Consider the following 24,686-nt stretch of genomic DNA (forward strand, 5'->3'; position numbering starts at 1 on the left):
CGAGGATTAGTTATTGGCGACGAAGCTGATGGCATCCGTCAGGCGATCCGCCAGGTCGTTGACCACCGCTTGAGTCATTGGTGAAGAAAGCGCGATCAAGTTGGCTGGGGAGAGCAGCACGCCACGGTCATAGGCTGCCCACCACAATCTGTGTTGTAGCTCGGTCGTATACGCGATTCCCGTCTTGGGGAATGGGCGGAACAACGAGCCCTTGCCGCGAACCTCCCAACCCAGTGCGTCTACTCGATCAGCAATGGCCAGGCGGGCTTCATCGCCCAATGCGTTCATTGAGCCGATGGCGTCGGGTGTCAGCAGACGCAGTGACTCTGCGCCGGCCGCCATGCTCACTGGATTGCCGGAAAAGGTCCCGGCCTGTGGAAGCGGGCTCGGGCCGGTCGGGTCAAGGTGGCGCATCAACTCTTCGCGGCCGGCGAATGCACCTACTGGGAAGCCGCCACCAATCAGCTTGCCGGTGGTAAGCAGGTCAGGGGTAATGCCATATTCGGTGCAGGCACCGTTAAAGCCAAGGCGCAGGCTGATGACTTCATCAATGATCAATACCACGCCGTAGCGCGAGGCCAGGGCGCGGGCACCCTTGATGAACTCCGGTGTGGCGGCGATCAATCCGGCGCGGTTGGGGAGTACGTCGATGATGATTGCCGCGAAGTAATCCGGTCTTGCAGCCACGGCTTCTTCAAGGGCTGCAAGGTCATTGAAAGCGACCAGCGTGACGTCATTGGAAACGCCTGCCGGAACGCCTCGGCGATATTGCGGGCCGCCTGTGCACAGTGCCAGGTCGGAAGAACCGTGGTACCCGTTCTGCATCATGATGATGCCATCACGCCCGGTTACGCCACGTGCCACGCGAACGGCAGTCATGACCGCTTCAGTGCCGGAGTTGGTGTAGCGAACCTGATCCAGCCCCGGCAGACGCGCCAGCAGCAACTCCGCGTGTTCCCATTCCTGCTTGTTCGGAATACCCCAGCAGCTACCGTTCTTGATCACCCGGCTGGCCGCCTCGACTAGCGCGGGGTGGGCGTTGCCGTGGATCAAAGTTGTGAAGTTGTTGTTGGCATCAATTAGTTCGCGACCACGGTCATCCCATACCTTGTACCCTTCGCCGCGAACAGCGTAGGGAGTGGGCGCACCCAGATAGTAAGTGGACCGGCCATAGCCGCCGGGCAGAAGGGGGAAACCCTTTGAGCCACGACGAAGTTGAGGATCCTGGTTGAGGCTGTGGTTGTCGTTATTGCTTGCCATGATAGTCCGCCCGTCTCCTGAGAAGAATGACCCTAAGTGGTCGACATCGTGGGGCTAGACTAACTTCGGCTTAAAACGTCTAACTGTGCCGAGTTGGGACAAGGTGCGATCAGCGGCGAGGCGGTGTGCGTCGTTGGGTATGCATTCAAGGATGACGGTTGCCGTTATCTTTTTGCAGCGATGTTCAATTACGTAGGAAGACTTGAGCAAGCATGCTGCAAGAGGGGGTTTGGAAAAAATATATAGTTAACAAACGGTTACGCTTATGTCTCAGGTTGGGACAGTTGAGGCGGGGCTTTGTGGGTAGCCTGATTACCAAGTGAACACTCGACCGAGTGTCCATTCCTTTGGTACGAGGATGATGATGACTACCGCCAACCATGAGTTTTTCGCCAACGCCGTCGCGGCTCAACGCGCCAAGCCGCCTACGATAGTTCCGCATGTGATCGCGGGTAAGAAGTACTTCGACGGTGCGCTGCTCAAGCGTGAGGACCCAAGCTTTCCTTCGGTGATTGTTTCCGGTTGCCATGATGCGCCGGCCGAGTTGGTTCACTTGGCAGTCGAGAAGAGCCGCGAAGCGCAACGTGAATGGGTCAAGGTTCCGCTGAAGGAGCGTATTGCACGAGTTGCCAAGGCGCTGGATTACGTTGCTGGCAAGATCGACGACTGGACTGTTCGCGTAGCGGTTGAAATTGGTAAAACCCGTGCCGGCGCCCGTGCCGAAGCTACGGAAGTGTTGGAAATACTGAAGTTCTATACTGAATACGCGGGCCGTCCGGGTGCTTTTGAGGATGAGCGGGAGGCAGATCCCGCAGGGTTCGCGAATGCCTCCGTGCTTCGTCCGTACGGTGTGTTTGGGTTTATTACGCCGTTCAACTACCCGATCGTGCAGGCGGCCGGGCCTACCATTGCCGCTATCATCGCTGGCAATGGGATGGTGATCAAAGCAACTCATGATGGCCCGTGGTCTTGCCACGCCGTGTATGAAATGTGTGAGGCGATGGACCTGCCCATAGGGTTGGTCAATATCATCCACGGCGCCGACGAACCGGGACGTGTGCTGGTTGCGAGCAATGTCGATGGCATGTCCTTCACGGGTTCCGTGGCCGTGGGCCAGGAGATCATTCGACAGTTCAACTGCGGCCCTTATCCACGCCCGGTAATCGCCGAAATGGGCGGCAAGAATCCTGTGATTGTCACGGACACCGCTGATCTGGAAATGGCGGCTGACGGAATCGTGTTCTCGGCGTTCGACCTGGTAGGGCAAAAATGCAGTGCGCTTTCCCGTGTGATTGCAACACCCAAGGCCTACGAGCGCCTGGTTGAACTGGTCGCCGAGCGTCGTCAGAAAGTAGTGATCGCCGAACCAGCTGTAAAAGACAGTTTCGGCGGTCCACTGGTGAACCAGCGCGCCGTCCAGCGTTTCAAGCAAGTTGTGGAGCGGGCTAAAGCCGGCGGCTATCGCGTTGACGGAGGCCAAGTGCTGGAACAAGAAGGTTACTTTGTGGAGGCCACGGTAATCTCGGGCATGCCCGCTGAACATGAACTGGCAGTTACTGAGTACTTCCTGCCGCTGGTTTCGATCAGCAAAGTCGACAGTTTTGAAGATGCTATGACCGCAGCCAACGCGACGTCGATGGGCCTTACCGCGGGCATCTATACCGGTGATATGGAAGAAGCGCGCACGTTTCTGCGTGAGATAGAAGCCGGTTGCGTGGACGTTAATGTACCAGGACACGCGACCACAGGATGGTGGCCAGGTCCGCAAACGTTCGGCGGCTGGAAAGCCAGTGGTTCCACGGGCAAACAGGCGCTTGGCAAATGGTATGTGCAGCAATTTGCACGCCAGCAAAGCCGTAAAACGGTGAAAGATTTGGCAGGTTTGCTCTTAGAGTGAAAACCGATCTTAAATCTGGGTGCGGTATGTGTTTTTAATAGCTTCAGGTTTGCCACGTCATGAGCCGCGAATTGCGGCTCATGACATAAAACAAAAAACAGCCATATCTTTGGATGCTTCACAAAGTCGTGCTCGTATTTCTCCTGCCTATAAATTTTTTACATTATAAAAATGCCAACAGGAAAATCAAAGATGAACGCTATAGAAAGTTTGAAACTCGCTTCAGGCGACGCGAAGGAAGCTGCACCCGGTTACAAACTCAAGGGCAACATGGGAACGCTCGATCTCATGTTCACCGTACTTGCATTTTCGGCGCCACTGGGTGTTGTTTGCGGATTTTTGTCCTTCAATATCAGTTTTGGCATTGGGGTACCTATCGCGTTCTTGGGTGTCACGATATTGATGATCATGTTTGCGACTGGCTTCACCAACATGACCCGGAGGGTTCCACGACCCGGGGCGTTTTATACCTACATAACCGAAGGCCTAGGACGTCCCATGGGACTGGGTGGGTCTTTCCTCGCACTTGTGACCTATGGCTTCAACATTATCGCTGCGCTGGTATTCGCTGGTGTTGCCGTTAACAACCTGATTGCCAGCTTTGTCCCCACCGCTGCGATCTCCTGGTGGGTATGGTCGTTGGCCATGCTGTTGGTTGTATGGGCTATGAGTTACTTCAACGTGGAATTTTCGGCCAAAGTGCTGTCGGCACTTCTAGTGCTTGAAATCATTGCAATCGTTATCTTCGACGTCGCCGTGATTTCCAATGGCGGACCTGAAGGCTATGCACTGGAGCCATGGAACCCGGCGAGCCTTGTGACGCCCAAGCTGGGTTTGCTGCTGTTGTTCAGCGTTGGTCTGTTCAACGGTTTTGAAGCCACGGCCATCTATCGGGACGAGGTTCGGGACCCGCTCAAAACAATCCCGCGTGCGACCTATCTGGCGATCATCTTTCTAGGCGTGTTCTATGCCATATCGTCCTACGGACTGATCCTGGCGTCTGGTGCCAGTAATGCTGTCGCGGCGGCTCAGGCCAATCCAGCGACGATGATGCCTGATGCAGTCTTAAAATATGTAGGCGTGTTCGCCAATCAGGTTGTCAATGTATTAATCGTCACCAGTATGTTTGCCTCCACCCTCGCGTTGCAGAACATTCTTTCGCGCTACACCCACTCGCTGAGTGTGGACGGGGTTCTGCCCAAATATTTTGCCGCTGTTCATCCTAAACACGGTTCTCCCTATCGTTCGGCAATGGCTGTTGGGGCTGCGGGGCTGTTGGCACTGCTGGCGTTGATCGCGACGGGAGGCAAGGATCTGTCGCTTTATGGCGCGGCAGCGGGAATCGCGTTCTACGGAATGTTGTTGCTGCTGTTCATGACGTCGATTGCTGTCTTGGTGTTCTTCAAAAGGGACGCTCAGGGGGGGACAAAGTGGAAGATTTTTTATGCCCCCTTGATAGCTGCTTTCGGTATAGGTGTAGTTCTGGTCACTGCGTCGATGAACATTGAACTGTTAATCGATGCTCCGCCAGCTGTGATGTGGGGGCTGGTTGGTTTGACCTACCTGTCCATCATCGCTGGCATTGTGCTCGCCTTTTATTTCAAACGTCGTGGCTCTGTCATTTATGACCGTATAGGCCGTCGAATCGACTGACTTAACCGGGCCTCATCCGCGTAGCGGTGAGGCTTCTTTCGAACTCTAAAAAATAAGGATTAGAGCGATGCCTTTGGCTATTTCCAACGGAACTCTTTTAATTGCCCCTCACCAATTTCCGCACCTTGAGCGTGAGCTGGCATTGGCTAACCAATTCGGCCTTGAACTGGTGGCTGCCGCTGATCAACAAGCCTTCACCGAGGGGATGACGAATGCTGTTATCGTCATGGTGACTCCGTATGGCAAGGTGAACGAAACCGAGTTTTCGGGCATGACACGATGCAAGGCGGTTGTTCGTTACGGCATGGGCTACGACAACATCGACGTCAACGCTGCAAACCGCCTCAACATTCCGGTGTCGATCGTTCCGGACGCCTCTTCTGAAGAAGTGGCCGCACATGCGCTGGCGATGGGCATTGCACTGGCTCGCCGTTTGCCTCAAGGCCAGGCCTCGATCGAGAGAGGTGGTTGGGCGGGCACGATTGCCTATGACACACCGAAGCTTGCCAACATGGATGTGGGTATTGTCGGCATGGGCCGGATTGGTCGCCTAACGGCCGGCTGGTGGGCGGCGCTGGGGACTCGTGTGAAAGCCTACGATCCTTACGCTACTTTCGACAACGTGACCCAGGCTTCACTCGAAGAAGTGCTCGAGCAGTCGGACGTGGTTTCACTGCACCTTCCCCTTAACGCCGACACCCGTAACATGATCAACGCTGCAGTGCTCAAGCGCATGCGCAAAGGCTCGGTGATCATAAACGTATCCCGAGGTGGGCTGATCGACGAGCCAGCGCTCGCCGCAGCGCTGCATGAAGGTCACATCGCCGGTGCGGCCCTGGACGTGTTCGCCAAGGAACCGTTGCCGGCGGATAACGCCTTACGTAACGCTCCCAACGTGATCTTGACCCCGCATATCGCCTGGCGCTCGAACACTTCCCTGGGGGCACTGCAAGACGGTGCAGTGGAGCGTGCCCGTCGCGCGTTGGTTGGCGAAGTACTGCCTGATGTAGTGAGTTAATCGACGGTCTGGGGTAGGCGTGGCTCAGCGCCTATTCTGGTGAAGGTACGTGCAGACTGCGAGCACCACCCCAGTAGCCGGGGCGTGTCGGGCGTCCCGGTGACCTTCTGAGGTGGTAGCTTTTTTATTGTTAGGATTGTGTGGGGGCTTGTCAGGCACAACAGTGAAAGTACGTATATGGCGGAGCCAGCGACCTGAATGCTCCCCTGATGCTTGGATTTATCGCGTATATCTGAACTCACCCTTTGCATAGGTAAGCGTTCGTAGCGGCATCTATGAAGGTTTATCTATGCTTTTTTAGCGGTAGCTGTTCGGATGGAGAAAGGACATCACCGACTGGCTAGGTGCATGCTCGTAGGTTGAGGACAGCACAGCACTGAGTTGATCACCAACAAATTCCAAGCATGTTTCTTCTCTTCGGCATAATCGTGACGCAGTCAGTGTCGCCTCACCCGGGAGCCGGCCAGTACATGATTTTGGCAGCGATCCACGTCTCGCATATTCAGCATGCCTGGTTTTTACTGTTTTTTGCTACCAGATAGGCCTCGGCCATCTTTTTGACGGCGGGTTCGATATCATTCGTCCTGACCCCTCCATAACCCAGGACATAACCTTTCATTGAATGCGGCAGTTGGTGATAGAGGCTTATGTCGCGCAGATATACGCCTCTCGTTCTGGCCTCTGCTGTCATTCTGGCGAGGTCGATGTTGGAGGTGAACTGTATGGTCAGGTGCAGTCCGGTGTTCCCGGTTGAAACTGTTATGGTGTCACCAAAGTGTTCGTTCAACGCACGTTTCAGTTCGCGCTGACGCTCAGCGTAAATGCCCCGCATTCTTCTGATATGGGTCGCGAAATAGCCCTCGCCGATAAAGTCGGCCATGGCGGCCTGAAGTCCAAGTTGGCCTGGACGATACAGCTGCGTCAGGCCACTGGCGAAGGCGTCGGCGAGTGCTTCGGGCACTACCAGATAGCTCATTCGCAATCCTGGATACATCACCTTGCTAAAGGTGCCCAGATAGATGACTCGCTCATGTTCATCCAGTCCCTGCAGAGAGGGCAGGGGGCTGGAGTCATAACGGAACTCGCTGTCGTAGTCGTCTTCAATAATCCAGAAGTTGTGTTCCCTGGCCAATTCAATCAACAGTCGGCGCCGATGCAAGCCCATCGAGCCCCCCATCGGATATTGGTGCGACGGTGTCGTGAAGAGTAATTTTGGCTGGTCTTCAGGCTTGGTTTTCTGAAAGGGAAAGAGCTGAGCAGCGACACCATCCTCATCGATCGGAACAGGCACTACTCTTAGGCTTGCCGCTTTCCATATAAGTGCCGTGCTCCAATTGCAGGGCTCCTCGATCAGTGCGACGTCGCCCGTGTCGGCCAGCATATGCGCGCACAAGTCCAGGGACTGATTCGTTCCCATCGTGATCAGGATCTGGTGCGGGCTGCATTTTACTGAGCGCGATATCTGCAAGTACTCCGCCAAGGCCTGACGCAGAGGCAGATACCCCCCGTCGCTGCTATAGCCGGTCAGCGCCGAGAAGGGCTTCTTGGCGTATCGATTCTGCATGCGTTGCCAGATATGGAAGGGAAAGTTGGTGGTATCAGCGACACCCGGGACGAACGCGCCTTCATGCTGGGTCGCCCCGTGAGTCCCGCCCACCAATTCGACCGCCCGGCGTGACAGTCCTGGTCTGTCATCAGACGCTGAAAGCTCCGTTGCCATCTGTGCCCGGTTGACGGCGGGGTGAATATTGGCCACGAAACTGCCGCTGCCATGAGTGCTGACGATGTATCCCTCGGCGCCCAGTTTGTCGTAGGCCAAGGTGACGGTCATGCGCGAGACGTTCAATTCTTTGGCCAGCGCGCGAGTTGCAGGCAGACGATGACCCGGGGCCAAGCGCGCGTCAAGGATTGCTTGCTGCACCACTTTGTAGATCTGCCGTTGCAACGATATTCCGCTGCTTTCCTTCAGCGTGGCTAGGATCAGGTCAGACAGTAGATTGGGGTCGAAAGTGGACATAACAACTAGTTCCGATTGGACATAGGGGCTCAGTCCATACTGTCATAGTTTGTCTGTAACGAGGAGCGCAGCCGGGTCGTGACGCGCTGGTTGCCCTGTCACTGTTTTTACAGACGAGCGTGAGAGTAACTATGAGCACTACACAAGAGTTCTTGATTGATCTGTTGATCGACGGCAAGCTGGTTCGCGGCGAAGGCCAAGCAGAAACGCTGGTGAACCCGGCAACCGGTCGAGTGCTGGGGGAAGTGCCGGAAGCTAGCCTCGAACAGATTGATCAAGCGGTGGCCGCCGCTCGCAAGGCGTTCCCAGCCTGGTCGCAGTTGCCCCCGGGAAAGCGCTCGGCGCTCCTGCTGAAAATTGCCGATCGAATCGAACAGGAAGGCGCCGCTTTTGCCCAAATCGAATCGTTGAACGTGGGCAAGCCCTACGAGCGCATGCTTGAGGATGAGATCCCGGGCGTGGTGGACAACATTCGTTTTTTTGCTGGCGCGGCGCGTTGCCTGACCGGGCTGGCGGCCGGCGAATACGCAGTCAACCATACGAGCATCATTCGTCGTGACCCGGTTGGGGTGGTCGGGGCCATTGCTCCCTGGAACTTTCCATTGGCAATGGCCACCTGGAAAATTTTTGCGCCGATTGCCGTGGGGAATACCGTGGTAATGAAACCTTCGGAAAACACCCCGCTCACCGCATTGAAACTGGGCAGTATTCTTGCCGAGATGCTGCCACCTGGCGTGGTCAATATTGTCACCGGGCGTGGGCAAACGGTCGGCCAAGCGCTGGGTGAACACCCGGACATCAACATGATGTCCATCACAGGAGATGTCACCACCGGCCAGAAAGTCCTGCAAGCGGCGACAGGTAATCTCAAACGCACCCACCTTGAGCTGGGCGGCAAGGCACCGGTGATCGTGATGGCCGACGCGGACCTGGAGGCGGTAGTTGCCACCGTACGCTCGGCTGGCTTCTACAACGCCGGTCAGGATTGCTGTGCCGCTTGCCGAATCTACGTGCATGAAAGCGTCCATGACATCCTCGTCGCGGCCCTCAAGGAGGCTGTGAGCTCAATCAAGCTCGGACCCACCGACCAGGCCGGTACAGAGCTCGGTCCACTGATCAGCGCCCGACAGCGTGAACGTGTTGCCGGTTTTGTCGACCGAGCGAAGGATCAGCCGCATATCCAGGTCATCACGGGTGGCAAGCATGTGGCGGGTAATGGTTTCTACTACGAGCCGACCCTCGTCGTCGGAGCCTTGCAAACCGACGAAATCGTCCAGCGTGAAGTATTTGGGCCCGTGGTTTCAGTGACCTCCTTCCAGGATGTCGATCAGGTCATTGGCTGGGCAAATGACAGCCGCTATGGCCTGGCTTCGTCAGTCTGGACCCGTGATGCCAAGACCGCTGCCAAGGTCAGCGCTCGCCTGCAATACGGCACCACCTGGGTCAATCAACACTTCACCCTCCTTAGCGAAATGCCTCATGGAGGCATGAAGATGTCTGGTTATGGCAAGGATCAGTCGATCTATTGCCTGGAAGATTACACGGTCGTTCGTCACGTCATGATGAACTTCGAATGATATGACGCCCCCGTTCCGGCGGGGGTACTCCCGATATTCGAGATTCGGGGCTCTTATGAACGCACTGCAGAGCGACCTGTTTGTCAGGTCACGGCTGGTCTGTGCTTCGAAAACGGGTCCTGAATAGCATTAGGCAGCATATCCAATGACTATTAACGGTCTTTCGTTATCACTGAGCAACATGACGACCGCTGTCGAAGAGACGCCTTTGGCGGACGTCGAAGCGCTTGTTCTGGGCCGGTATGGCAAGAGTGTCCGATGCACGCGAATCAGTTGTGAGCGTGACGAGCTGTTCCATGTTTTTTCAGTCGACGGCTTGCAGTACATCCTGCGGATGTCGAACCCTGCAGATGATCACGCGACCATCGATATGCAGATTCAAGCGCTGGCCTGGCTGGCCGAACGCGCACCGCATATTCCAGTTCCTCTATTGATTGCGTCGCCTAGCGGTGAAACGTCCTTTGAGGCGAAAGTGGGTGACAATCCAAGACGAATTATCTGGATGACTTCGTTTTTGGACGGCTTGGCTTTGCCGAAAAGTGTCAGCTCGCAAGCCCAGTTGCGCAACATCGGCATCAGTCTGGCCGAGCTTGGGTTAGCGCTGCGTGGCTTCAATCACCCGGGTGCTGATCGAGTCCTGGCGTGGGACATTCAGCAAGCGGCAGCTTGCCGGGAGATGCTGCCATCAACGCAGCATGCCGATGGCAATAAACCCTGGGATCTGGTTCGGGCAGGCTTCGATTATTTCGACGAAGTCGTCTACTCCCGCCTTATCAACATGCGCAGCCAGGTGGTTCATGCCGACTTCAATCCACACAACATCCTAATGGATGAGGGGCGCCATGATGAAGTCTCGGGCATCCTCGATTTTGGCGACATGGTGGCGACCCAGTTGATCAACGACATCGCTATCGCCGCCAGTTATCACACCAATGGCGACCACCCGTTGAGCAAAGTGGCCGAGATGCTTGGGGCCTATCACCGCGTGCTACCGCTCCTGCTCGAGGAAGTGGACCTGCTTTATGACCTGATTATCACGCGTCTGTGTACCGCGATTGCGATCACCGAGTTTCGGGCACGTCTATATCCCGCAAACCGTCATTACATCCTCAAGAACACAGGCGTTGCCTGGTACGGGCTCCAGCGATTGGCGCAAGTCAGCCGAGCGGATGCCCAATCCATTCTTCGCAAAGCATGCAACCTGGAGTGAAATAAATGAATCGTCCATTGATGATTAACTCATTCGATCCTGCTCAGGCTCATGGCCTGGATCCAGTGATCGAACAACTGCTCAAACGACGCGCAAAGGTGCTGGGCCCGTCCTACAAGTTGTTCTATGAGAAGCCTGTGCACTTCGTCCGTGCTGAAGGCGTATGGATGTACGACTCGCACAACACGCCGTACCTGGATGTGTACAACAACGTGCCTTCGGTAGGACATTGCCATCCTCATGTCGTGGAGGCGGTTTCCAAACAGATGGCACTGCTTAATACCCATACCCGTTATCTGTACGACACTGTACTGACCTACGCCGAAAAGCTTATCGCTACCTTCCCCGAGGAATTGGCGAACGTCATGTTTACATGCACCGGCAGTGAGTCATCGGACCTTGCGGTACGAATCGCGCGTTGTCATACCGGTAATACTGGCATCATCGTGACTGAAAACGCCTACCACGGCATTACTGCTGCGATTGCCGAGATGTCTCCGTCTTTGGGTGAGGGCGTGGCGCTGGGCAGTATGGTGCGCCTGGTCCCGGCACCGGATGCCTATCGTGCGGGCGACAAGGACGTCGGCGACGCGTTCGCCGAGTCGGTTGAAGCGGCAATCGCGGACATGCTGCGTCACGGCATCCGTCCGGCTGCGCTGGTGACAGACACCATATTCTCCAGTGATGGTGTCTTCTCCGACCCGCGTGGTTTTCTGGTCAAGGCCGTCGAAGCTGTCCGCCGGGCTGGCGGGCTGTTCATCGCTGACGAGGTACAGCCTGGTTTCGCGCGTACTGGTGATACGTTTTGGGGCTTCCAGCGTCACGGTGTCGTGCCAGACCTGGTGATCATGGGCAAGCCAATGGGCAACGGTCTTCCCATCGGTGGTGTGGTGGCTAAACCGGAACTGCTGACCCGTTTTGCAACGACCGCGCGCTACTTCAATACCTTTGGCGGTAATCCGGTTTCCACCGCCGCGGCGATGGCGGTATTGGAGGTGATCGAAGCGGAAAGCCTGCAGAAGAATTCTCTTGTAGTCGGTGAAGTATTGCGTGCCGGTCTGCGTGATCTGGCCAAGGAATATCCGGTTATCGGTGATGTCCGGGGGGCGGGTCTGTTCATCGGCGCCGAGTTCGTCAAGGACCCGCTTACCAAAGAACCGCACGAGGAACTGGCCATGCATGTGGTCAACAAATTGCGCGAGCATAACGTATTGATCAGCGCTTCCAGTCCGTTAGGCAATGTGCTGAAGATCCGCCCTCCGTTGCCATTCACCGCTGACAACGCCGCGTACTTCCTCGACATTCTGGCCGACGTCATGGCTGAACTGAGCAAAACCACTGGTGTGAGAGGTTGATGATGAAAACCTATTCCATGCTGATCTACTTCACTGGCAAGGCCGAAGCCATCGGCCACGCCACCGGTGTCGTACGGTCCCGTGCCCAGGGTCTGATTCTTGCACTTGATCCATTGGCGGACGTGCAGGGCGAAGGGGCGTTGCAGGTGCCGACCGGTGTCGCGCACTTCGATACGGTGGTGACCGTGCGGGGGGAGCAAAGTTGGGAAACCGGTCGAGTCGACTTCCCTGGGATCGACAGTTATCTCGATGTTGAAACGGTCATGCCAGGCCAGTTCAAAGTGCTGGCAAGCGGCTACAGCACTGGTTCGATCGCTTGGCGTGTGATTCGTGGTGGTGGCCGATTCGAAGGTGCGACCGGCATTGTGACGGGCAATTTTGTCGGTCACCCGGATGACACCTTCACTGATCACCAGTTGTTCAAGTTGGTGCTGCCGGCCTGAGTCGCTGGCCGTGCAGGCGGCCTGTTCACCGTGCAGGTGGGCAGGCACTCGATTTCACATTCAGATGGAATGACGCCGTGAGTAAGCATAACGATCTTGATGCCCTGATCATCGGTGCCGGCCATAACGGGCTGGTGTGTGCAAACTATCTGGCCAGGGCGGGCCTCAAGGTATTGGTGTTGGAGGCCAGGCCGATTGTGGGTGGCGCCTGTACCAGTGAAGAACTGATACCGGGCGCTATTTTCTCTTCTTGCTCGTACATTCAGATGATGTTTCGACAGGAAGTGGTCGACGACCTGGAACTGAAAAAATATGGCCTCGAGTCAGTGGCTCCGGGCTTGCAGGAAATGGCGCTATGGGATGACGGCGATCGGGTGATGTTCTGGCAGGAGATCGACAAGACCCTGCGTTCGATCGAAGAGCACAACAAGGCCGATGGCGCCAACTTCATGCGTTTCGCCACGCGGCTCAAGCGTTTCGGTGAGCTGACGCATGAGATCCAGCTCAGCGACCCGCCAACTCAACAACGCTTGAAAGCAATCTTTGACGACGCCGGTGAAAGCGCGCTGTACGACGCGTTCATGACGGCTTCGGCCGAGGACCTGCTGAAGGACTACATAGAGTCTGATCGTCTTCGCGGTTTCATGATGTTCATGGGGTTGGTCTCCACGTGGGGAAGTCCAACCACGCCAGGCACTGCTTATGTCTATGGCTATCACGCACTGGGAGAGTTCGAAGGTCAGTTCGGTCGTTATGGCCTGCCGAAAGGCGGGATGGGCATGATCAGTGAATCGCTGGTTAGCGCCTTGCAAGCATTCGGTGGAAGGGTTGAAACGAGTACGACCATACAGCAGGTGTTGATTGAAGAAGGTAAGGCAGTGGGGGTTCTGCTGGCCTCGGGCGAGCAGATTCGAGCGCCACTAGTCATCTCCGGTGCAGACCCGACTCGCTCTTTGGTGGGGTTGTTACCCAATGGGGCGCTACCAGAGGCGGCGGCAGCCGATGCCAAGGAGATTGATCAGCGCGGCTCCATGGCGCGTATTCACCTGCTGGTGGACGCGCTGCCGGATTATGTCGGCTTTCCGGGCGGCAAGCTGGGGCCCCAGCATCAGGGTTTGAACATTCTCGGCCCATCCCCGGCCCTGTATGAAATGGCCTGGCAAGCACAGCAGCGTGGAGAGTTTCCAGATGACATGGTGGTTGAGGCGCTGATTCCCTCTGTGACCCACCCGGGACTGGTGAGCCAGCCAGGTACGCATACGCTCTCGTTGGGGGTGCAGCAATTGCCATTTGACCTGGCCCATGGCGATTGGGACACACGCAAGGAAGAGTGGGCTGACAAGGTGCTGGAGATCTATTTCCGCTATGCACCGAATATGCGCAATCACATTCTCGCTCGCCATGTGATCACCCCACTGGATCTGCATCGCGATTATCACATCACCCGTGGAAACATCTTCCACCAGTCCATGATCGGCCTGGACAACCTCTTCGACAATCGCCCCATCAAAGCGGCCGCGCATTACCGGACGCCGGTTCCCGGTTATTACCTTTGTGGTTCCGGCAGCCATCCAGGCGGCGGTGTCAGTGGTATGCCCGGGCACAACGCGGCGCAACGCATCCTTGCCGACCTGGCCGGGCAAACCGATACGGCAGCGGGGCGAAAGGTGCTCAAGGCGGATAATGGGCTGATTGGCAATTTGTTGAAAACGGATGTCGGGCAACGCCTCGGCTATCAGGTCGCCAGGTCGCGCATTTTTCGAAGCCTGACCGAACGCCTGAGCAAGTGACAGCGATTGTGTACGGCGTGTCTTTCTCTTGATGGGAAGGCGGCATAACCGAATAGGTGGATCACTACATGAAACTTCCAATCTTTACACCGGGCTCGAACGATGGCGGTCGTCGCAAGATGTTCGTCAATGGTCAATGGATCAGCGCCTTTGGCTGGTTCCCGGTGCGTTCTCCCGCGACCGGGGAAATCATCGCCGAGCTTCCGAGCGCCGGTATTGAAGAGGCGATGCTGGCTGCCGATGCCGCCAGTGCCGCCTTCCAGACCTGGCGTCAGACAACCGCTCATCATCGGTGCGCACTGCTGCGTGCCTGGTACAACGCCGTTATCGAACACACCGAGGGCATTGCCCGTACCATCACCATGGAAATGGGCAAGCCGATTCAGGAAGCCCGTGGAGAAGTCGTTTACGCTGCTTCGTTTATCGACTGGTTTGCCGAAGAAGGGCGGCGTGTCGGCGGCGAAAGCATGCCGAGCCAACATGGCGATAAACGGCTGGCGACCCTGCAACAGCCGGTTGGGCCTGTGTATGCCATTACACCGTGGAATTTTCCTGCGGCGATGATCACCCGCAAGTTGGCGCCGGCGCTAGCAGTGGGGTGTACGGCCATTGTCAAACCTCCCGTGCAAGCACCGCTCACAGCCCTGTATTTCGCCAAACTGTGGGAAGACGTCGGGGGCCCTCCTGGAACCTTGCAGGTGATTACCACTGCGGATCCGCGGACGGTGTCTCAGGTGATGTTCGATGATCCGCGTATTCGCAAACTCACCTTTACCGGTAGCACAGAAGTGGGCAAGCGTCTGTACGAACAGTCGGCCAAGACACTCAAAAGGATGTCTCTGGAATTGGGGGGGCATGCGCCGTTCATCATTTTTGAAGATGCCGATCTGGACGCGGCGGTGGATGAGGTCGTGGCTTGCAAATTCCGCAATGCTGGACAGACCTGTGTGTGCACCAATCGCATCTATGTTCATCGCTCGATCGCCAGTCAGTTCGCCGAAAAACTTGCCGTTGCGGTCAATCGGCTCCAGGTGGGCGACCCATTACTAGAGTCCACCCGGATAGGTCCGTTGGTGGATGAACATGCTCGCGATAAAGCGCTCAGCCATATCGCCGATGCGGTGGCCCAAGGTGCTCGAATCATCGCCGGAGGTGTCCGGATGGAAGGTTTCTATGTTCAACCGACCGTGCTCCAGGACGTGACTGCAACGATGTTGATCATGCAGGAGGAAACCTTTGGCCCGGTGGCGCCGCTGATTACGTTCGACAGTGAAGCTGAAGTGGTGGCGGCAGCCAACGCATCGCCATACGGCTTGGCGGCTTATCTGTGGACAAGGAACCTGACCCGAGCGCAACTGGTGGCTGAAGCGTTGGAATACGGAATGATCGGCGTCAACGATGGAGCACCATCGACCGCACAAGCGCCGTTCGGTGGCAATAAGGACAGCGGACTGGGCAGGGAAGGTGGTCACTGGGGACTTCAAGAGTACCTCGATGTGAAGTTCATATCGACCAAACTTGAGCGTTGTACTTTGGAGTCATAAATACACGTCTTATATGATGAACGTCAGTTCTAAAATATTTGATTTGGGCGCGAACAGTCTGAAGAGGTTTTTTGGTTGTCGCGGTACAGGGGTATGACGGACCTACGAACAACGTTTGCACCGATTCATCAATAATAAGGACACTTGTTACTACGAAAAACCAGAAAGTGCCGAGGTGTATATAGGCACGCTGCCAAGTATTGCTTGTTTAACGACTGCCTCGCTTTACCGAAATAAAAAACTCACTACCTACAGGGTTTTAGCGATGTCATACGAATATAGTAATAAACCAGCTACGCTGGACTTAACGGGATCAATACCGGGAAAGACCATGACCCCAAATTCTGATAGCCGAGACCTCGAGCGAGACAGTATCGGCATCATGGGTATCGTGTTCTTTGTGATCGCCGCTGCGGCGCCGCTGACCGTGGTTGTCGCGTTGTTCCCTGTCATCATTGGTTCCGGAAACGGCATAGGCATTGCCGGCGCATTTGTGGCGGTCGCCCTGGTGCTGTTGCTGTTCGCTGTGGGTTACGTGGCGATGAGTAAACACATCACCAACGCCGGGGCGTTCTACGCCTACATCACCAAAGGCATCGGCCGCCCCATGGGACTGGGTTCTGCATCTTTGGCAATTTTTTCCTATAACGCTATTCAACTTGGCCTGTACGGAGGTATCGGCTATTACCTCAATGAGCTGCTCGGCAAGCAACTTAACGTCCATTTGCCTTGGTGGGTTTATTCCTTCACGGCCATGGCGATGTGCCTGTGGCTGGGGTTACGGCGTTTGCATGCAGGCGCCGTGGTGTTGGCGGTCCTGCTCACGCTGGAGACGGCAATCATCCTAATACTGGACCTGGGCATTTTGTTTGGCGATCACTCGGTGCCAGCGAGCCAGTTTTCGTTCGAACCATTCAGCCCTTCCGCGACGTTTTCCGGCGCAATTGGTGTCGCTCTGATGTTCGCCCATGCTTCGTTCATTGGCTTCGAAGGCACGGCCATCTACGGCGAGGAAGCGCGCGATCCCAAACGTACAGTTCCGATTGCCACCTACATCGCGGTGATTTTCATGGGCGTGTTTTATGCGCTGACAGCCTGGTTGATCATTAACGCGATCGGTGCAAACGAAGCGGTGGCAGTGGCCAAAGACCAATCGGGCAATCTGATTTTCTGGGTCAGCGACAAGATACTTGGAGGTTGGGCGACCGAGCTATTTCAGGTGCTGGTGATTACCAGTCTGTTTGCCGCCATCGTGACGTTTCACAGCAACGTTGCTCGATACCTCTACTCTTTGGGGCGCCAGGGTTTGCTCAGCCAGAAGCTGGGCTCGACTCATCCGGTCCAGAAGTCGCCCCATGTGGCGTGTTACGTGCAAACCGCAATGGTGGCCATAGTGGTCGCGATCTTCGCAGTGCTTGGACTGAACCCCTACGACACGCTGTTCACCTGGTTTACCGGTGTCGGTGCGGCCGGAATCATTACCATCCAGTGCATTGCCAGTATTGCGATCTTTGTGTTCTTCCGTCGCTCCAAGGTGGATAAGCGGATATGGCACACCTTCCTCGCTCCCCTGTTAAGCGTCGCAGGTCTCCTACCGTTTCTTTATTTTGCCCTGACCAGCTTCGATGTCTTACTGGGCGTACAAGGCGCACTTGAGGTGTTCTTCATGGCGCTGTTGTTTGGTTCGTTTGCGCTGGGTTTCCTGGGCGCATTCTACTTAAGTGTCCGGTTACCCGAAAAATATGCACGGTTGGAGTCCTCGTTAGGCGATCAAGTCTGACAACTCGGTGGCCTGCCTTTGCCGCTGCTGCGATGAGCGCAGTAGCGGCTAAATTAATGATAACGAACGTAACGCTCTTCACCGCGTTTTGTCATCGCTTAAGTCGATTTAATTCATAGCTATTGTTGTTTGATAATCTAAAGAGGAAGTGTGATGAGCAAGACGTTTCGAATTGCCGCGATTGCCGGCGACGGAATCGGCGTCGAAGTGATGCCTGAGGGTATTAAAGTTGTGCAGAAGGCTGCTGCCAAGCACGGTATTGAGCTTGAATTTCAACGTTTTGAATGGGCCAGTTGCGATTATTATCTCGCCTGCGGCAAGATGATGCCCGACGACTGGTTTGAGCAACTTAAAGGTTTTGATGCCCTTTATTTTGGTGCTGTTGGTTGGCCGGACAAAGTGCCGGATCATATTTCTCTTTGGGGTTCCTTGTTGAAATTTCGCCGGGAGTTCGATCAATACGCGAATATACGCCCGGTGAAGCTGTTCCCTGGTGTGGCATGCCCCTTAGCCAATCGCAAGCCTGGAGATATCGACTTCATCGTTGTCCGGGAAAATACTGAAGGTGAATATTCTTCAGTGGGAGGCCGGGTCTTTGAAGGTACTGAACATGAATTCGTGCTGCAGGAATCGGTATTCACCCGGCGAGGTGTCGACCGCATCCTCAAATACGCCTTCGACCTCGCCCAGACACGATCACGCAAATATGTGACCGCCGCTACCAAGTCAAATGGCATGGCAATCAGCATGCCGTACTGGGATGAACGTGTTGCGGCGATGGCGGGCAACTACCCCAACATCAAATGGGACAAGCAACATATCGACATCCTGTGTGCCCGCTTTGTCTTGCATCCAGATCGCTTTGATGTAGTGGTGGCGTCCAACCTGTTTGGCGACATCCTCTCTGACCTCGGCCCGGCCTGCACGGGCACCATTGGGATTGCGCCTTCGGCCAACCTCAATCCGGAGCGCAAATTTCCTTCGCTGTTCGAACCTGTCCACGGCTCGGCGCCGGACATTTTCGGCAAGAACATCGCCAACCCCATTGCGATGATTTGGTCGGGTGCGCTGATGCTTGATTTCCTGGGTGATGGTCCGGAGTTCCGTGCTGCGCACGATTCAATCATGCAGGCCATTGAGACGGTCATTGCGCAAGGTCCTAAGACGCGTGATTTGGGCGGACAGGGATCTACCCAAGAGGTAGGCCAAGCGATCGCCGACGCTCTTTAACTCCGCCTGTTTAGCAAGTGGTGGTGCTTTCTTCGTTGGACCGCCACTTGCGTTTTGTTTAGGTGTTATCCCGCAGCGTGTGGGAGCAAAGCCAGCAGGACCATGCACTCGAATGACTGACGAATTGTTGTAACTCACGGAGCGTTGACATGTCTATTTCCAGCTTTTCCATAAAGCTTCGCATAACGCTGCTCGCGGGAATTTGTATGTTGGGCGTAGCGGCGACCTTGATAGGTTTCTCAATCTACCGAATCGACGCTATCTCGACATTGAGCAATGAGTCCAGCTCACTCACCATCAAAGAGGGTGCATTGCAGTACATGACCAAGCTGGGCGAGCAGCAAGCTCAAGTTGTGAGTCAACGATTCATCACCAGCCGGGTTTTTGGCGACACGGTCATGCACCAAGTCATCTTCCAGCGTGAACAGGCAAAGCGATTAGGCTCGGACACCAAAACACTGCGTGGTGACCTATTCAAACTCATGCAGCTGCAAGTGGCCGCTAATCAGGACGTACTAGGTCTAGGAGTAGGATTCGAGCCCAATGCGTTGGATGGCGATGACGCTCGTTTTATGAACCAGAAAACCGATGGAGGGAATGAAATAGGTCGTTTCGCTTCCTACGCATCCACGCTTGTTCCGAGCTATACCATGAGCGAAAAGGAGATGGCCGATGATGGAACCCCAGGTACTTTTTGGTACACCTGCGCATTCAAGACCAAACAAGACTGCGTCAGTAACCCCTATGCGTTCACTAATGCCCAAGGCGTCACGACGCTGATGTCGACTGTCTCAGTCCCTTTGATGAGCGGTGATTCCGTGCTCGGCGTTCTCTGCGTAGACTTAAGTTTGGCAAGCCTGCAAGAGCTGGTGGAAAGGTCCAGCCGTGCGCTTTACGGCGGCAATGCACAGGTAAGTTTCATCAGCGCTGACGGGGTTGTTGCTGCTCGAAGTGGTGAGCCCCAGGCGGCGGGAAAGCCTTTGGTAAGCGTTGATCCTGAGCTTGGAAAACAAATCTCGGAGAGTACGAAAGGTGATACTCCTGGGGTACTTGAGCGTGAGGGGAACGTTGTCGTCATCATGCCGTTTTCGCCCATTCCAGGTGCACAGCATTGGAGTATTGTCATTCAGGTTCCAGAGGCGGTACTGCTGGCCTCGGCTCGACAGCTCAAAGAGTCGCTGGACAAAGCCAACGAGGATGCGGCAGGGATTCAACTCATGGTGGGAGTTGTGGCGGCATTATCAGGATTGGTGCTGATATGGATGTTTGCTCATAGCATCACGCAGCCGATCCTGCGGGTTGCCGCGATGTTCCAGGATATCGCTAGTGGTGAGGGTGATCTGACGAGGCGGGTAGACTATCAAAGACATGACGAAATCGGGAACTTAACGAGTTGGTTCAACCGATTTCTTGACAAGCTGCAGCCCATTATTGCTCAAGTGAAATCATCGGTTGATGACACCCGTCGTACTGCTGACCAGGCAGCGGACATTGCTGCGATAACCAATAGCGGCATGCAGCAACAGTTGCTTGAAGTAGACCAGGTCGCAACTGCATCTCAGGAAATGAGTGTGACTTCGCAGGAGGTGGCCCGCAATGCTGCGTTAGCAGCTCAAGCGGCTCGTAATGTTAATATCGCGACCCAGGAGGGTGTGCAGACAATCGACATAACCACTGATTGCATCACACAACTTGCTACGGAAATGCACCAGGCGATGCAACAAGTAGAGGCGCTGGCCAACAATAGCGAGCAGATTGGATCAGTCCTCGAAGTCATTCGCTCTGTTGCGGAGCAAACGAATCTTCTTGCCTTGAACGCTGCGATTGAGGCGGCAAGGGCAGGTGAATCGGGGAGGGGATTTGCGGTTGTCGCGGATGAGGTGCGTCATTTAGCCAAGCGAACCCAAGAGTCGGTAGGCCAGATTCAGCACGTCATCGAACATCTGCAATCAGGTACTCGAAGCGTGGTTCAGTCGATGCAAAACAGCCGCAGCCAGGCCGATAGCAGTGTTGCACAGGTGAAACGTGCTGTGGGAGCGCTTCAAAAAATCAATCAGGGTATCGAGATTATCAGTGAGATGAACATCCAGATTGCCAGTGCGGCGGAAGAGCAGAGCGTCGTTTCGGAGGAGGTAAATCGCAACTTATCCAGCATACGGGAGGTCACGGATGTTCTGGCGGGCCAATCGAAAGATTCCGCGAGCATCAGTCAATCTTTGAATTTACTCGCGAATCATCAGCAGCAACTTATGGGCGGGTTTCGTACCTGAATCCGAGAAGCTCCTGTATTGATACCTGAATTCACAACATCTACTGCTTAACTCAAGGAATATTTTCTTCCACATAATTCCGGTGTTTTTGGACACGGGGGACTCCGGCCTTACTGACGTTGGCGAGAAACGTCCACCCAAAAACGTCGCCAAAAGCAAAAAGTGCCTAAATCCACGGAGTGGTTGGAAGGCAACGCAGCGTATGCCTATGTGTTGACGGATCGGGTGCGAAAAACCGAAAAAGCAAGAAAACTTGAAAGGGCCGGTCGGTGGGTAGAAGATCTGTTTTTGCGATTACAATTTGTGCCGAGATAGCGAATAAATAAAAGAACGGTGATCTACTTTAGAACAATTATCTTTGAGACCAATTCTGCGCTATTTTTTGCTTTCAGCTTTTTCATAAGCCGTCCACGGTGCACCTCAACTGTGCGATGTGATATGTTGAATTTACGCCCGATCTCTTTGCATGTGAGCCCATTGACGATATGAACCGCGATCTCCCGCTCTCTAGGCGTGAGATTGATGGTCGGTCGGACAGCTTGATCAATCCGCTCGAAATGCCAAACCATGAGATGAAAAGGATCCTCGGGCGTCAATGTGTACCCCTTAGCCCTTGCCCAGAAAACCTCACCGCTTTGATGCTGCATAAAGCGCTCATCTGAATACGCACCATTCTTGGCATGCCTTAACCAATTCAGGCTACGATCACCGATGATCTTAAAGTCTGCCTGAGACGGGTAAAGCTTCAGTAGAAGCTCACCGAGCAGCTCCTCTCGCTTGAACCCAAAGAGAGTCGCGAATGCGTCATTGAGCTCCAGTATGCACCTATCGCCCGTAATCACCTGAGGCGCAGGAGAGACCTGGAAAGCCATACGCTCGAGGTCCTGTAGCTGTCGGGGTGTTGGGTCAGTCATCGTTCTCCACCCTGAATAGGTGCTCGTCCAAGCGTTATTGACCCTTAGGTTACCAATCCCCGTACGTAGTTGCACGAATAGCGAAAGCTGTCGGCATTGCGGCAATCTAGGTACTCCTTACCAAACGAAGCTGGGAAAACGTCATGGCGGAGCGTGAGATATCGACATTTTTAGGCAAAGAAAATTTTCCAGCGCGCTCAAGCTTTTTCCAGATTACCACTTCCGATAATGAGCGCCGTACTTCTATTGGTTGTCAGATTCAGCGATAGTTTAGCCAGTGGGCAGATTTAAGAATTAATAATGATTGGTGCATTACAATAACTAAGAAATATGGCCTGAGGTGTGCAGCATGAATTTTGAAAACAAAACGGCTTTTGTGACTGGCGGCGGTTCGGGCATTGGCGAAGCTACTGCGGTTGCGTTGGCGGCCAGTGGTGCTCACGTAGTAGTGGCTGATCTGAACCTGGAGAATGCAACTAAAGTTGCAAGTTCCATTTTGAAGCAAGGTGGCAAGGCTATTGCTGTAGCGATTGATGTGTCGGATGCAAACTCCGTGGATTGCGCATTCGAAACTGCTGAGGAATGGTATGGAGACACGACACACCTGCTAGTCAATAGCGCTGGCATTCTGGGCATTCATGCGTTCATCGATTATCCGGTGGAGCTTTTTAACAAGGTAATGGCTGTGAACGTCACGGGCACTTTTTTATGCTCACAGCGTGCCGGCAAAAGCATGTTAAAGGCGGGGTATGGTCGTATCGTCAACGTTGCGTCGGTGAGCGCGGTACGTGCAGGGATTGGGCGCACCGCTTACGGCACCTCCAAGGCAGCCATGGTCGGGCTCACCAAACAGCTTTCAATGGAGCTAGGCCCCCATGGCATTACAGCGAACGCCATTGCCCCAGGCCCGGTTCTTACTCCCCTGACTGAGGCGAGCTATACACCCGAGACAATTGAGGCGTACACCTCAATGATCCCAGCACGCCGCCTTGGCGTACTTGGCGATATGACTGCGACAATTCTTTTTCTTCTATCTGAAGGTGCCGCCTACATCAACGGCGCCTATTTACCGGTGGATGGAGGGTATCTCGCTAGCGGTGTAAGTAAGACGGGAAAGTTGAGTTGACTCGCTTTGCTCCCTGGGCCCTTGATGGGCCAGGGAGCAGTTAAACTTACGACGTCTGCTTTAAATAATAATAAAATCTAACTAAGTGTGAGATATACCATGTCTGTGCTGATTGCTTTGGCAGCGTTAGGTTTCCTCATGATCATGGCCTACCGGGGCCACAGTGTCATACTGGTAGCCCCCGTGGCGGCCCTCGGTGCTGTTTTCTTTGTCGATCCATCATCCGTCGCACCCATCTTTTCTGGTGTGTTTCTTGAAAAGATGGCGACGTTTCTAAAACTGTATCTGCCGGTGTTTTTGCTGGGTGCTGTATTTGGGAAGGTCATTGAAATATCTGGATTCTCAGAGGCAATTGTAGCTGCAGCCATCCGCTATTTTGGTCGTTCTAAGGCTAATTTTATCGTTGTTGCTGCATGCGCGCTGATGACTTACGGTGGCGTTTCTGTATTCGTTGTGGTTTTTGCTGTATATCCCTTTGCAGCGGAACTTTATCGTCAAAATAATATCCCTAAGCGTCTGATGCCTGGTGCACTAGCCCTGGGTTCATTCTCATTCACTATGGATGCCCTTCCCGGTACGCCGCAAATCCAGAATATAATTCCAACGACTTTCTTTAATACAACCTCTTGGGCGGCTCCAATACTAGGTATATCGGGATCCGTTTTTGTATTGATTGTAGGTTTGATGTATCTGGAGTCCCGACGCAAATCTGCTATGGCCGCTGGTGAAGGTTATGGCGAGGCGCATACTAATGAGCCTGAACGTGTCCAGTCCGCAAATCTACCTAACCCCATTCTGGCGTTGACTTCTTTGCTGGTAGTGGGCGCCGTCAACTACTGTCTCACCGTCTACATTCCGTCTTGGTATAGTGCTCTCTACTCAATAAGTCCAGAGGTGTTTCCAGGGTTGCCGGCGGTTGTGACTGGCAAAATTTCCAGCACAGCCGCCATTTGGGCAGTACAGGGTGCGCTACTTTGCGGCATCTTATTTGTGGTCGCTGTTGCATTTAGGCAGATCCGCGAGCGCTTTGTAGCGGGCGCAAAGCAAGCTGTTTCCGGCGCTTCTATGGCGGCGCTCAATACAGCGTCTGAATACGGCTTCGGTAGCGTCATTGCAATTCTGCCTGGTTTCCTCGTGGTTAGTAGTTCTCTCCAATACCTCCCCGATCCCTTAATAAAGGCTGCTGTTTCGGTAAGTACTCTGGCAGGGATCACAGGATCTGCGTCCGGAGGACTGAGCATTGCACTTGCCGCCATGGGCGATCAACTCATTGCAGCGACTAACGCTGCAAATATCCCGCTTGAAGTTATGCATCGCGTCGTATCGATGGCCAGCGGCGGCATGGATACGCTACCTCACAATGGTGCGGTGATCACATTGCTTGCCGTCACTGGGCTCACCCATAGACAGTCCTACAAGGAGATATTTGGGATAACCATTATCAAAACCTTTGCAGTGTTCTTTGTGATTGCGATGTTCTATACCACTGGGCTTATTTGAATAGTGTACTACTGCCGGTAGTGTCATTTTTTGGTCATGTCTGCAGTAGTAGATAATTTAAAGGGCATATTGGCTGAGGTTTTAGTAACGTATTCCGTAGGC

At 54.6% G+C, this 24,686-nt stretch carries 17 protein-coding genes and 1 pseudogene; 14 read left to right on the forward strand and 4 right to left on the reverse strand.

The window, feature by feature from the left end; translation table 11 throughout:
- Positions 1-6 precede the first annotated feature (6 nt).
- Positions 7-1,260 carry an aminotransferase class III-fold pyridoxal phosphate-dependent enzyme gene (locus J3361_RS03210; RefSeq protein ID WP_046061881.1) on the reverse strand — a complete coding sequence of 418 codons (1,254 nt, stop codon included), beginning with the start codon at positions 1,258-1,260 and terminating at the stop codon, positions 7-9.
- Positions 1,261-1,624: 364 nt separating this feature from the next.
- Here J3361_RS03210 and J3361_RS03215 point away from each other — a divergent pair, with 364 nt between their 5' ends.
- From J3361_RS03215 to J3361_RS03225, 3 genes are all read left to right on the forward strand, one after another.
- Complete coding sequence (locus tag J3361_RS03215) at positions 1,625-3,157, forward strand: aldehyde dehydrogenase family protein (RefSeq protein ID WP_052719905.1); 1,533 nt, start codon at positions 1,625-1,627, stop codon at positions 3,155-3,157.
- A 192-nt stretch (positions 3,158-3,349) separates the two neighbouring features.
- Complete coding sequence (locus J3361_RS03220; protein WP_052719904.1) at positions 3,350-4,810, forward strand: APC family permease; 1,461 nt, start codon at positions 3,350-3,352, stop codon at positions 4,808-4,810.
- Positions 4,811-4,877: 67 nt separating this feature from the next.
- The gene (locus tag J3361_RS03225; protein WP_046061880.1) at positions 4,878-5,828 is read left to right on the forward strand and encodes a C-terminal binding protein; all 951 of its coding nucleotides are present in this window, start codon (positions 4,878-4,880) and stop codon (positions 5,826-5,828) included.
- 297 nt (positions 5,829-6,125) lie between these two features.
- On the opposite strand, the pseudogene J3361_RS29415 reads toward J3361_RS03225, so the two are convergent.
- Positions 6,126-6,334 (reverse strand): annotated as a pseudogene (locus tag J3361_RS29415) (hypothetical protein); the annotation flags it as partial.
- Positions 6,331-7,845 carry a PLP-dependent aminotransferase family protein gene (locus J3361_RS03230; RefSeq protein WP_046061879.1) on the reverse strand — a complete coding sequence of 505 codons (1,515 nt, stop codon included), beginning with the start codon at positions 7,843-7,845 and terminating at the stop codon, positions 6,331-6,333. The pseudogene J3361_RS29415 and the gene J3361_RS03230, both read right to left, overlap by 4 nt.
- 131 nt (positions 7,846-7,976) lie before the next feature.
- Here J3361_RS03230 and J3361_RS03235 point away from each other — a divergent pair, with 131 nt between their 5' ends.
- The 9 genes from J3361_RS03235 to J3361_RS03275 all read left to right on the forward strand — a co-directional run bounded on the left by J3361_RS03235 (position 7,977) and on the right by J3361_RS03275 (position 21,044).
- Positions 7,977-9,422 carry a gamma-aminobutyraldehyde dehydrogenase gene (locus tag J3361_RS03235; protein WP_046061878.1) on the forward strand — a complete coding sequence of 482 codons (1,446 nt, stop codon included), beginning with the start codon at positions 7,977-7,979 and terminating at the stop codon, positions 9,420-9,422.
- Between the two features lie 145 nt (positions 9,423-9,567).
- Complete coding sequence (locus J3361_RS03240; RefSeq protein ID WP_046061877.1) at positions 9,568-10,632, forward strand: phosphotransferase; 1,065 nt, start codon at positions 9,568-9,570, stop codon at positions 10,630-10,632.
- A gap of 5 nt (positions 10,633-10,637) precedes the next feature.
- A complete protein-coding gene (locus J3361_RS03245; RefSeq protein ID WP_046061876.1) occupies positions 10,638-11,987 on the forward strand; it encodes an aspartate aminotransferase family protein in 1,350 nt (449 codons plus the stop codon).
- 2 nt (positions 11,988-11,989) lie between these two features.
- A complete protein-coding gene (locus J3361_RS03250) occupies positions 11,990-12,430 on the forward strand; it encodes a hypothetical protein (protein WP_046062112.1) in 441 nt (146 codons plus the stop codon).
- Between the two features lie 77 nt (positions 12,431-12,507).
- On the forward strand, positions 12,508-14,220 hold the full coding sequence (locus J3361_RS03255) for an NAD(P)/FAD-dependent oxidoreductase (RefSeq protein WP_046061875.1): 1,713 nt from the start codon (positions 12,508-12,510) through the stop codon (positions 14,218-14,220).
- Positions 14,221-14,288: 68 nt separating this feature from the next.
- Entirely contained in the window at positions 14,289-15,764 is a 1,476-nt protein-coding gene (locus J3361_RS03260; RefSeq protein WP_279382041.1) for an NAD-dependent succinate-semialdehyde dehydrogenase, read from the forward strand.
- Between the two features lie 331 nt (positions 15,765-16,095).
- Positions 16,096-17,544 carry an APC family permease gene (locus tag J3361_RS03265; RefSeq protein ID WP_207962453.1) on the forward strand — a complete coding sequence of 483 codons (1,449 nt, stop codon included), beginning with the start codon at positions 16,096-16,098 and terminating at the stop codon, positions 17,542-17,544.
- 153 nt (positions 17,545-17,697) lie between these two features.
- Positions 17,698-18,774, forward strand: a complete 1,077-nt coding sequence (locus tag J3361_RS03270) for a tartrate dehydrogenase (RefSeq protein WP_207962454.1) — start codon at positions 17,698-17,700, stop codon at positions 18,772-18,774.
- A 149-nt stretch (positions 18,775-18,923) separates the two neighbouring features.
- On the forward strand, positions 18,924-21,044 hold the full coding sequence (locus J3361_RS03275) for a methyl-accepting chemotaxis protein (protein WP_207962455.1): 2,121 nt from the start codon (positions 18,924-18,926) through the stop codon (positions 21,042-21,044).
- Between the two features lie 338 nt (positions 21,045-21,382).
- Here the strand turns inward: J3361_RS03275 and J3361_RS03280 are convergent, their stop codons facing one another.
- Positions 21,383-21,916 carry a LuxR C-terminal-related transcriptional regulator gene (locus J3361_RS03280; protein ID WP_225936059.1) on the reverse strand — a complete coding sequence of 178 codons (534 nt, stop codon included), beginning with the start codon at positions 21,914-21,916 and terminating at the stop codon, positions 21,383-21,385.
- 391 nt (positions 21,917-22,307) lie between these two features.
- On the opposite strand from J3361_RS03280, the gene J3361_RS03285 reads away from it, so the two are divergent.
- Positions 22,308-23,084 (forward strand): SDR family NAD(P)-dependent oxidoreductase, encoded by a 777-nt coding sequence (locus tag J3361_RS03285; protein WP_046061872.1) that lies wholly within the window; start codon positions 22,308-22,310, stop codon positions 23,082-23,084.
- 99 nt (positions 23,085-23,183) lie between these two features.
- A complete protein-coding gene (locus J3361_RS03290; RefSeq protein ID WP_207962457.1) occupies positions 23,184-24,584 on the forward strand; it encodes a GntP family permease in 1,401 nt (466 codons plus the stop codon).
- Positions 24,585-24,686: the final 102 nt, after the last annotated feature.

Source organism: Pseudomonas sp. OA65 (genome assembly GCF_017498305.1).
Lineage (GTDB): Bacteria > Pseudomonadota > Gammaproteobacteria > Pseudomonadales > Pseudomonadaceae > Aquipseudomonas > Aquipseudomonas zanjanensis.

Excerpts from the sequence above, each read along its gene's own strand:
- J3361_RS03210 (WP_046061881.1), bottom strand. The coding sequence starts at position 1,260 with ATGGCAAGCAATAACGACAACCACAGCCTCAACCAGGATCCTCAACTT.
- J3361_RS03215 (WP_052719905.1), top strand. The coding sequence starts at position 1,625 with ATGACTACCGCCAACCATGAGTTTTTCGCCAACGCCGTCGCGGCTCAA.
- J3361_RS03220 (WP_052719904.1), top strand. The coding sequence starts at position 3,350 with ATGAACGCTATAGAAAGTTTGAAACTCGCTTCAGGCGACGCGAAGGAA.
- J3361_RS03225 (WP_046061880.1), top strand. The coding sequence starts at position 4,878 with ATGCCTTTGGCTATTTCCAACGGAACTCTTTTAATTGCCCCTCACCAA.
- J3361_RS03230 (WP_046061879.1), bottom strand. The coding sequence starts at position 7,845 with ATGTCCACTTTCGACCCCAATCTACTGTCTGACCTGATCCTAGCCACG.
- J3361_RS03235 (WP_046061878.1), top strand. The coding sequence starts at position 7,977 with ATGAGCACTACACAAGAGTTCTTGATTGATCTGTTGATCGACGGCAAG.
- J3361_RS03240 (WP_046061877.1), top strand. The coding sequence starts at position 9,568 with ATGACTATTAACGGTCTTTCGTTATCACTGAGCAACATGACGACCGCT.
- J3361_RS03245 (WP_046061876.1), top strand. The coding sequence starts at position 10,638 with ATGAATCGTCCATTGATGATTAACTCATTCGATCCTGCTCAGGCTCAT.
- J3361_RS03250 (WP_046062112.1), top strand. The coding sequence starts at position 11,990 with ATGAAAACCTATTCCATGCTGATCTACTTCACTGGCAAGGCCGAAGCC.
- J3361_RS03260 (WP_279382041.1), top strand. The coding sequence starts at position 14,289 with ATGAAACTTCCAATCTTTACACCGGGCTCGAACGATGGCGGTCGTCGC.
- J3361_RS03265 (WP_207962453.1), top strand. The coding sequence starts at position 16,096 with ATGACCCCAAATTCTGATAGCCGAGACCTCGAGCGAGACAGTATCGGC.
- J3361_RS03270 (WP_207962454.1), top strand. The coding sequence starts at position 17,698 with ATGAGCAAGACGTTTCGAATTGCCGCGATTGCCGGCGACGGAATCGGC.
- J3361_RS03275 (WP_207962455.1), top strand. The coding sequence starts at position 18,924 with ATGTCTATTTCCAGCTTTTCCATAAAGCTTCGCATAACGCTGCTCGCG.
- J3361_RS03280 (WP_225936059.1), bottom strand. The coding sequence starts at position 21,916 with ATGGCTTTCCAGGTCTCTCCTGCGCCTCAGGTGATTACGGGCGATAGG.
- J3361_RS03285 (WP_046061872.1), top strand. The coding sequence starts at position 22,308 with ATGAATTTTGAAAACAAAACGGCTTTTGTGACTGGCGGCGGTTCGGGC.
- J3361_RS03290 (WP_207962457.1), top strand. The coding sequence starts at position 23,184 with ATGTCTGTGCTGATTGCTTTGGCAGCGTTAGGTTTCCTCATGATCATG.